The sequence below is a fragment of the Streptomyces sp. NPDC086766 genome (assembly GCF_044746005.1).
In the GTDB taxonomy this organism is placed as follows: Bacteria; Actinomycetota; Actinomycetes; order Streptomycetales; family Streptomycetaceae; genus Streptomyces.
Genome location: NZ_JBIVBI010000018.1, coordinates 119,922 through 128,911 on the forward strand (window position 1 = coordinate 119,922; position 8,990 = coordinate 128,911).

Sequence of the window (8,990 nt, forward strand, 5' to 3'; positions counted from 1 at the left end):
CTGGGCCGGTGGCCGGGCGGCGGCCGCTCGCGGTGAAGTGGGATGATGAGTCCTGCCGCCGGCCCCGACCGCGGGGTCCGAAAGGAGCGCCATGATGTTCACTCCGTGGCGTAGCGCCCTCGCCTACGCCGCCTGGGTCACTCTGATCTCATGGCTCACCGGCACCGTGGTGCTGACCGTGGGCACGCTCGCTTTCGGAGACCGCCTCGGGCCCACCGGCCCCGACCCGCTCGCATGGTGCAGGGACCAGGTCGTCTTCCTGGTCACCTGCACCGCGCTGCTCGCCCTGGGTCGCCGTCTGCTCTCCCCGCTGCCGCGCTGGAGAACCGTCCTCATCGACGGCGCCCTTTACGTGCTGGCCCTCGGCATCGCCAACGCCGTCCCCTACGGGAGCGTCAGCCCGGGAGAGCTTTTGGACGCCGTAGCCCTGTACTCGTTCTTCGGACTGTTCACGCTCCAACTGCCCACCGCCTGGTGCCTGTCCGCCTGGCGCTCGGGAAGGCTCGACGCCGTTCTGAAGAAGCGCTACACGATCGGCGACGAGCGGGCGACCCCGAGCAGGTGAACGCCGCCCCGGTGCCCGTACCGCTCAGCGGACCTCCCCCGTGCCGACCTCGATCAGGTTCCGGCCCTGCCGGCCCCACCAGCGGCCGAGCAGAGACTCTCACCCCCTTCTCCTCGGCAACCAGAAAGCGTCACCCCCTCACCCACCCATGAAGACAGCCAAAGCCACAAGCCTCGTCCTGGCGCTCCTGATGGCTTCAGGATGTGCGAGCGCCCCTCTCGACGACGGCCAGGCTCCCCGCCCGCGGGAGACGTTCGCCCCTGCCCACCGCAAGACGATGCCCGACCTGACGGGTACCGCGATCGACGGCCGCCCGATCGCCATACACGACTACCGGGGCGACGTGCTCGTCATCAACGCATGGGCCTCCTGGTGCGGCCCCTGCCGCGCCGAAGCCCCCGACCTCTCCGCAGTCCACGCCGCCTTCCGCGCACGCGGCTTGCGCGTCATGGGCGTCGACACCGACACCTCCCGAAAGGCCGGCGCCTCCTTCGCCCGCCGGCACCACCTCCCCTACCGCAGCCTCCACGACCCGAGGTCCATCCAACTTCTGCGCGTTCCGAAGGGCCTCGTCAATCCGCAGGCCTACCCCTACACGCTCGTCGTCGACCGGCAGGGCAGAATCGCGGCGGCCCGGGTGGGCCAAATCGGCCGCTCCGAACTGACGGATCTGATCAAGCCGTTGCTGTAATCACCGTCTCGGCAGACTGCCCGCCAGGAGATGTCCCGAGCCGACGACGGCCACCCGTCGGGGAGGGGGCGGCCGTGGGGGCTACTGGCCAGAACCCGGCGGTTTGCCTACCCCGCCCACCCTTGATCGCGGCTGCCGAGCCCTCAGGGGTGCGGGTTAGTCTCGTGGCTGTTCATTGTTGCTGATGAGGGGGTTGCGAAGGTATGAGCGGGAGAGTGACGGCGGTCAGCCGCAACGGGGAGTACTCGTTCACCAAACCGAACCGGGACAGCATCCGACTGCTCACCGGGCTCGGCGTGGAGGGGGACGTGCATGCCGGTGTGACGGTCAAGCACCGCTTCCGCATCGCGCAGGATCCCACCCAGCCGAATCTGCGCCAGGTCCACCTCATCCACGAAGAGCTCTTCGCCGAGGTCGGCGAAGAAGGGTTCAAGGTGGCGCCCGGTGAACTCGGCGAGAACATCACCACGCGCGGGATCGATCTGCTCGGTCTGCCGACCGGCACGTTGCTGCGCATCGGCGACTCGGCGGTTCTGGAGGTCACCGGCCTCCGCAATCCCTGCCTGCAGATCGACACCTTCCAGAACGGGTTGCTGAAGCAGGTCGTCGGCCGCGACGAGGCGGGAAACGTCGTGCGCAAGACCGGAGTCATGAGTGTCGTGAGGCAGGACGGCGTCGTGCGCCCCGGCGACCCGATCGAAGCGGAACTTCCCAGCGGTCCGCACCGTCCCTTGGCTCCGGTCTGACCGGCCTCCCCCTCTGGGGGTGACGCATTCTGCGGGTGGTAGAGCCGTTGAATTCGGTTGCGGCGGGACCGGTGCGCCCGGTGAGGTGACTCCATGGACGGTGCCATGGAGCAGGATCGACGGGCGGCGCCAGGAGACGTCCACAGGGTCGCGCGGCAACCGGCTCCACGGCACAGGGCAGCAATCCTCGTGGCCCTGATGCTGGCCGCCTTCACCTTCAACACGGCGGAGAACCTGCCGATCGGGCTGCTCGAGCTCATCTCCGGCAGCCTTCGGGTGTCGGTGTCGGCCGTCGGTCTCCTCGTCACCGGCTACGGCGTGACGGTGGCCCTCGCGTCTCTGCCGCTCGCCCACGTCACCCGTACCGTGCCGCGACGTCATGTGCTCACGGGACTGCTCGCCGCGCTTGTCGTGTCCAGCGTCGTCGCGGCGCTGGCCGCCTCCTACTGGCTGCTCCTGGTAACACGGGTGCTGACCGCGCTCGCCCAGGCGCTGTTCTGGGCCGTGATGGGGCCGGTCGCGGTGGGCCTGTTCGCGCCCGAGGTCCAGGGGCGCGTGGTCGGAGTGCTGTCCGTCGCCGGTTCGCTCGCCCTCGTCCTCGGTGTTCCTGCCGGGACCTGGCTGGGCCGGCAGAGCGATTGGCAGGTGCCTGTCGCCGTGCCGGCGGCCCTGGGGCTCGTCTCTCTGGTGACGATCGCCGTTCTGCTGCCGACCTCGCCTCCGGAGGAAGAACCCGCGGCCTACGCGACCAGTCCCGACGCCCTCCGATTCGGGACGGTGCTGGCCGCCGGGACCCTCTCCGCCACCGGCGCGTTCGCGGGATACACCTACATCGTGAAGTTCCTGGGCGACGTGAGCGGGTTCTCCCCGAGCACGGTCAGCCTCCTGCTCGTGGTTCTCGGCGTCGCCTGCCTGACCGGGGTGAGCGTCACCGGGGCGTGGCTGGACCGCTTCCCGCACGCCGCGCCGGCCACGGCCGTGGCCACACAGGCAGTGGGCATGCTCGGCCTGTACGCGGGCGGCACTCATCCGGTGGCGGCGGTGGTCTTTCTGGTCCTGATGGGCGGTGCGCTCGGGCCGGTGTTCATGGTCACCCAGAATGCGATGCTGCACTGCCCGCCGGGACGTACGGACATCGCCCTCGCGGCCAACTCCGGCGCCTGCAACGCCGGCATCGCGGCCGGTGCCGCACTCGGAGCACTCGTCCTGCCGCTCACCGGCGTGCGGGGCACCTTCCTCGCCGGCGGACTGCTGACCGTCGGGGGCTGCGCAGTACTGCTCGGGGGTCGGCTGCTACCCGGGGGCCACCTCGACGCTCGCGCCGCCCGCTCGGTCGACGACCCGCGTGCCGGGCGAACCTGACCGCAGCGCGCGGTCGGTGTCGCGGGGGGCCACGCCGGGCCGGGAGCTGAACGTGTGGTGATCAGCTCGGCCGAGTGCAGGGTGCCCAGCCGTGCGCGGAGCCGGCCGGGCCGTGACGATGAGGAAGCGCGGAGCGGACCGTCTTCTGGGCTGGTGTGGTCGGCGAACGGACAACATGGCTTCGATTTCGCTTGCAGCCGCTGCCGTGCGGCACCGGTGCTCCAGTCCGGCTGCCTGGCTCAGGGGAAGCGACCGCGCGGCGCACTGTTGAAATGGTTGAAGCGTCACCTCGGCAGTCGACGAGGGCAGGGACGCTTCCACGCAGGCAGTTCCCCGTGCGGGCTGAATGGGCCGACCTGTCTTGAACCAGCGCCCGACATTGCAGTCGCCACTCCGTCGCTGACACTTTCGGCTCTTGAACACACCTAGACGCCGTTCGGGGTGCACGTTCACATTGCTCGAAGCTGTCCGAGACACGAATGCGGAGCTGATCCATGCGTAAGAGGATGAAACGGACCGTCGCGACCGCGAGTGCCGCCATGATATTGAGCCTTCCACTGATCTTCACGGGGGCTGCCGCGGCTGCCCCGGGGACCTCGGTGCCGGCCCCTCCCTGTGTGGCGATGTACGAGAGTTGGCGGTACGTCGCCGCTTCCAACAACTGCGCGGACACCATGACCGTGATGACCGTCTACCAGGACGGCGCGACGGGCCTGTGCTCCACCCTCGCGCCGGGCGCCATGACCACGGTCGGCGAGGGATACCTCGGCCGGCACGGCCACGCCGATCACCTCGCCCTCTGCGAGCCCTCGTAGAGCGGCCTGACCCGGCTCCCTGGCGCCGGCCCACCTCGACCGTCGCCCGCCGCCCCCCTCGAACGCACAACCGTCCCGTGGTGACGGTTGTGCGTCTTGGGCTCTCACGTGTGACGGCCTCACCGGCGGGGCCGGGCGCGGAGAGCAGACCGACTACGCGCCGTTCGGACCGCGAACGGTCCTCGGCGGCACCCTCGGCGGCACGTGGCCTTCACCACAATTTGTTCATATCGGGACAGATTAGTGCGTATAAGTGGTTCTCGAGACTGGTTGCCCCTTCAGCAATCAGCTCCAGGGATTCAACGATCAGTCGCATGGGAGAAACGTTTGATTACGGCACGTAAACGACGCACCGGAATGGTGGCCACGGCCGGCGCGCTCGGCGGTGCGCTCGCAGTCACGGCCCTCGCCGGCACCGGCAACGCCGCCACCAGCGACAGCAACGCCGGCGCTCACCTGAAACCGCAGGCGCGGGCGGGCCAGGCTGCCGCCCCGGACGCTTCCGACGCCCGGATCAAGATCACACCCAGGCAAGGCGCCTACAACGTCGGAGTCGACACCCCCGTCAAGGTGACCGTCAGTAATGGCAAGCTCACCAAGGTGACCATGACCGCCGTCGCGACCGGTGCCGAGGTTCCGGGCAGCCTGTCCGCACACGGCACGTCCTGGAAGTCGCACGGCAAGCTGCAGCGGGCCACCAAGTATCAGGTCGCCGCGGAGGCCGAGGACGCCAAGGGCCGCTCCGTCACCCAGAACGCGACGATCACCACGGTCTCCCCCGGCAACGACTTCATCGGGCACCTCTCCCCCCAGAACGGCTCGACCGTCGGCGTCGGCATGCCGGTCACGGTCACCTTCGACAACGCGATCCGCAACAAGGCCGCCATGGAGTCGAAGATCCAGGTCAGCTCCAGCAGCGGCCAGCGAGTGGTCGGTCACTGGTTCAACAACGACCGTCTGGACTTCCGGCCCCAGAACTACTGGAAGCCCGGCTCCGCCGTCACCGTCAACCTGAACCTGCACGGCACCCACAGGACGGTCACGTTCAAGATCGGCCGGAGCCAGATCAGCACGGTCGACGCCAAGACGAAGCTGATGACCGTCGTGCGGAACGGCAAGACGATCAAGACCATCCGGATCTCGTCCGGCAGCCCCGAGCACCCGACGTACAACGGCCGGATGGTCATCTCCGAGAAGTTCCGGCAGATCCACATGACCGGTGCGTCCGTCGGCCTCACGAAGAAGGACGGCAAGCCCGAGTACGACATCAAGGCCGTACCGCACGCCATGCGCCTGTCCGACTCGGGCACGTTCATCCACGGCAACTACTGGTCTCCCCCTTCGTTCTTCGGCAAGGTCAACGCCAGCCACGGCTGCGTGGGCCTGAAGGACGTCAAGGGCGGCGGCAACAGCAAGCTGCCCGCGGCGTGGTTCTTCGACCACTCGATGATCGGTGACGTCGTGATCGTCAAGAACTCCGACGACAAGACCAAGCTGGCCCCGGACAACGGCCTCAGCGACTGGAACATGCCGTGGAACGAGTGGGTCGCGGGGAGCGCGATCAGCTGACGCCACCCCACTCTCCGCGCATCTGAATCCGAATCCCCTCCGCCAGGCGGCGGCCGGCACCATGACGGCCGCCGCCTGCGGTCGAACAGGCGCGGGACGAGAGCGAGGGCCCGGCCCGGCTCGACGGCGGCAGAACTGCGTGCCCGCACCCACCGCTCCGCCGCCTGCCGAAGGGGCCGGCCGAGCCGGGCCGTCAGTGACAGAACGACGGCCGGCTGCGCTTCTAGTAGTGAGACACGCCGTCACTTCGAGAGACGGAACGGCGAACGAGGCTATTTTTCATGATTGTTACGTTCGCCAGGATTTAAAGGGTTTGTAAACTTCTGGGGGTTGAGGGGTGGAACGGGAGTACGGTTCCGGCGCTCGGCAGTAGGAGATCCAGTGCGGCCGTAGGGGCGGCCGCGACCTGTGCCGAAGAAGCCGGAGACAGTGCATGCGTGTGTATTCCGCACAGCGCAGACCGCGCCGCAGAGCGGCGAGCAGCGGGCGGGCGGCACTCGCCGCTGCGGCCGCCGCACTCCTGATAGCGGGGACGGGATCCCTGACCGCGTACGGGACGGTCAGCGACACGGGATCCAGCCGCCACGACGTGGCGGGCGAGGAGTCCCAGGAGCTGATGGAGTCCCTTGACTCGTTCAACGAACCAAGGCTCTCCCCCAGTGGCCAGATCGCGCCGGGCGCCTACGCCGACGCCTGGTCCCACATCCAGAACATGCCCGTCAAGGCGGGCAGTTGGAACGAAGTCACCACCTCGCCGTACAACGAGGACGCGCTGCACTACCGCGACCGGTCCGCCTCCAACTCCGGTGGCGGCGCGGGTCACTCGGCGGGCCGTATCGCCGCCCTCGCCACCGACCCGACGCACCAGGGCGTGGTCTACGCGGGCGCCGCCGGCGGCGGTGTGTTCCGCTCCACCGACAACGGCAGGACGTGGACGCCGATCGCCGACCGGCTGCCCGCCCTGTCCGTGGGTGCCCTCTCTGTCGCGCCCGACGGCTCGCTGTGGCTGGCCACCGGCGAGGCGACCACGGCTTCCGACAACTACCTGGGCAGCGGCGTCTACCGACTCGCCGACCCGGTCACCGGCACCTTCAGCCAGAGCGACAAGGTGGGCGGTGCGGAGCTGGACTCGACGTCCATCCACACCGTGACCTTCGACAAGGCCGCCGGGTACGTCTTCGCGGCCTCCTCGCACGGCGTCTTCCGGCGCCCGCTGTCGGCCGGTCAGTCCACCGCCTGGACCAAGGTGCTCGCCCCGTGCGCGGGCGTCGGCATCAGCGGCGTGGGCTGCGGGGTGGACAGCCACTACGCGGACATCGCCAACGACATCGCCGTACAGCCCGGGAGCGACGGCACCAAGCTGCTGGCCAACGTGGCCTGGCGCAGCGGCGCCGACTACAACGGCTTCTACTACTCCGACGACGCGGGCACCACCTGGAAGCGCGCCAACCCCACCGGTGCGATCAACCCCGCCGAGATCGGCAACGCCTCCTTCGCCTACGCGGCCGACGGCAGCAAGCTGTACGTCTCGATGGAGTCCCCCAAGCTCCTCACCAAGTCCTCGGGTGCCGGGGTGTACTCGGTCCTCGCCGGCGTGTACGTCAGCCAGAGCGGCAACGCCAACGGCTCGTTCAAGCAGATCGCGACCTCCTCGTCGCTGTCGACCAGCGGCTCGGCGATGAAGGTCAACGAGATCGGCACCGGCTACCAGCCCGGCTCCCAGGCCTGGTACGACCAGGTCATCGCGGTCGACCCGAGCGACCCGGACCACGTCTACCTGGGACTTGAGGAGATGTTCGAGTCCCGGGACGGCGGCGCCACCTGGAAGGCGATCGGCCGCTACTGGGACTTCGGAATGCCCTGCTTCTCCTACGACCCGGACGCGAACTCCTGCGACGGCGACGTGATGCACTCCGACCAGCACGCCCTCGCCTTCTCGCAGTGGAAGGGCAGCACGCCGGAGTTGTTCGTCGGCAACGACGGCGGCGCCTACGCCCGCCCCACCACGCAGACCACCACCGGCTGGCGCAACCTCAACGAATCGGGCACCCTGCGCAACCTCCAGTACTACTCGGTGCGCGCGGGCCGGATGACCGACGGCAGCGGCGAGGCCGTCTGGGGCGGCCTGCAGGACAACGGCGTCTCGCTGCTCGCCCCCACGGGCGCCACCTACCAGGGACAGCAGCTCAACCCGAACGACGAGATGGTCTCCCCGTTCGGCGGTGACGGCGGCGACCAGCTGGTCAACCCCGCCAACGGCTGCCAGACGGTCGGCGAGTACGTGGATCTCGCGCTGCAGATCACGAACAACTGCGGCTACACCGCGAGCGACAACGGCTCCGAGGACGTCATCACCGACATCGCGCCCGGCGATCCCGGGGCACGCTTCATCGCCCCGTTCAGCGCGGACGAGACCGACCCCAACGGCCTGTGGGTCGCGGGCGGCCAGTACGTCTGGGGCAACTCCAAGACCTGGAAGAGCACCTCCGGAGCCGACTGGACCAAGCTGTACGACCTGGGCGCCGGCCACTCCGCCTCGGCGGTCACCAGCCGCAACCACGTCACCTGGGCGGCCTGGTGCGGCCCCTGCGGCGCGGTCAACGAGACCTTCGGGCGCGGCGTCGCCACCAACTACGGCGGCGCCTGGCACCAGGTGAGCCTTCCCGCCGCCTTCCCCAACCGCTACATCTCCAGCCTGACCATCGACCCGTCCGACACCTCCGGCGCGACGGTCTACGCGGTGATCAACGGCTTCTCTCGGCACTGGAACGAGGGGCCCGGCGCCGGCTACGGCCACGTCTGGAAGACCACGGACGGCGGAAAGACCTGGACCGACGTGAGCGGCGACCGGGCAGCCACGGACTCCTTCCCGGACGCCCCGGCCAACGCCGCGCTCGTCACCAAGGCCGGCACCCTCGTGGTCGCCACCGACCTGGGCGTGTTCGTCAGCACCTCGGAAGGCCACTGGGCACGCCTGGGCACCAACCTGCCCACCTCCCCGGCGGTCTACCTCTCGCCGAGCCCGGACGGCAGCCAGGTGTACGTCGCCACGCACGGCCGAGGCATCTGGAAGACCGCCACCCCGTGACACCCCCGCCCACCCGGCGTCACATCACATGAGACGGCCGAGGCCCCCGCACCGATCAAGGATGCTGTTGGCGAATTCGGTGGCTCGCGTGACGTCGGCCTTCAAGACCCGGTTGTGGTCTTGAAGGCCGACGTTGTCGTATGGGGTGGGTGCG

General features: G+C 69.1%; 7 protein-coding genes. All 7 read left to right on the forward strand.

The window, feature by feature from the left end; genetic code table 11:
- The first annotated feature begins 91 nt into the window (after nucleotides 1–91).
- The 7 genes from ACIPM1_RS28155 to ACIPM1_RS28185 all read left to right on the forward strand — a co-directional run bounded on the left by ACIPM1_RS28155 (nucleotide 92) and on the right by ACIPM1_RS28185 (nucleotide 8,836).
- Complete coding sequence (locus tag ACIPM1_RS28155; protein ID WP_402439274.1) at nucleotides 92–565, forward strand: hypothetical protein; 474 nt, start codon at nucleotides 92–94, stop codon at nucleotides 563–565.
- A gap of 190 nt (nucleotides 566–755) precedes the next feature.
- Nucleotides 756–1,256: a TlpA family protein disulfide reductase gene (locus tag ACIPM1_RS28160; protein WP_402439276.1), complete on the forward strand. Its 501-nt coding sequence runs from the start codon at nucleotides 756–758 to the stop codon at nucleotides 1,254–1,256.
- A gap of 203 nt (nucleotides 1,257–1,459) precedes the next feature.
- Nucleotides 1,460–2,002 (forward strand): MOSC domain-containing protein, encoded by a 543-nt coding sequence (locus ACIPM1_RS28165; RefSeq protein ID WP_402439278.1) that lies wholly within the window; start codon nucleotides 1,460–1,462, stop codon nucleotides 2,000–2,002.
- Between the two features lie 198 nt (nucleotides 2,003–2,200).
- The gene (locus ACIPM1_RS28170; RefSeq protein WP_402439297.1) at nucleotides 2,201–3,364 is read left to right on the forward strand and encodes an MFS transporter; all 1,164 of its coding nucleotides are present in this window, start codon (nucleotides 2,201–2,203) and stop codon (nucleotides 3,362–3,364) included.
- Between the two features lie 539 nt (nucleotides 3,365–3,903).
- Nucleotides 3,904–4,179 (forward strand): alpha-amylase, encoded by a 276-nt coding sequence (locus tag ACIPM1_RS28175; RefSeq protein ID WP_402439280.1) that lies wholly within the window; start codon nucleotides 3,904–3,906, stop codon nucleotides 4,177–4,179.
- 357 nt (nucleotides 4,180–4,536) lie between these two features.
- On the forward strand, nucleotides 4,537–5,748 hold the full coding sequence (locus ACIPM1_RS28180; protein ID WP_402439282.1) for an Ig-like domain-containing protein: 1,212 nt from the start codon (nucleotides 4,537–4,539) through the stop codon (nucleotides 5,746–5,748).
- A 433-nt stretch (nucleotides 5,749–6,181) separates the two neighbouring features.
- Entirely contained in the window at nucleotides 6,182–8,836 is a 2,655-nt protein-coding gene (locus tag ACIPM1_RS28185; RefSeq protein WP_402439284.1) for a WD40/YVTN/BNR-like repeat-containing protein, read from the forward strand.
- Nucleotides 8,837–8,990 lie beyond the last annotated feature (154 nt).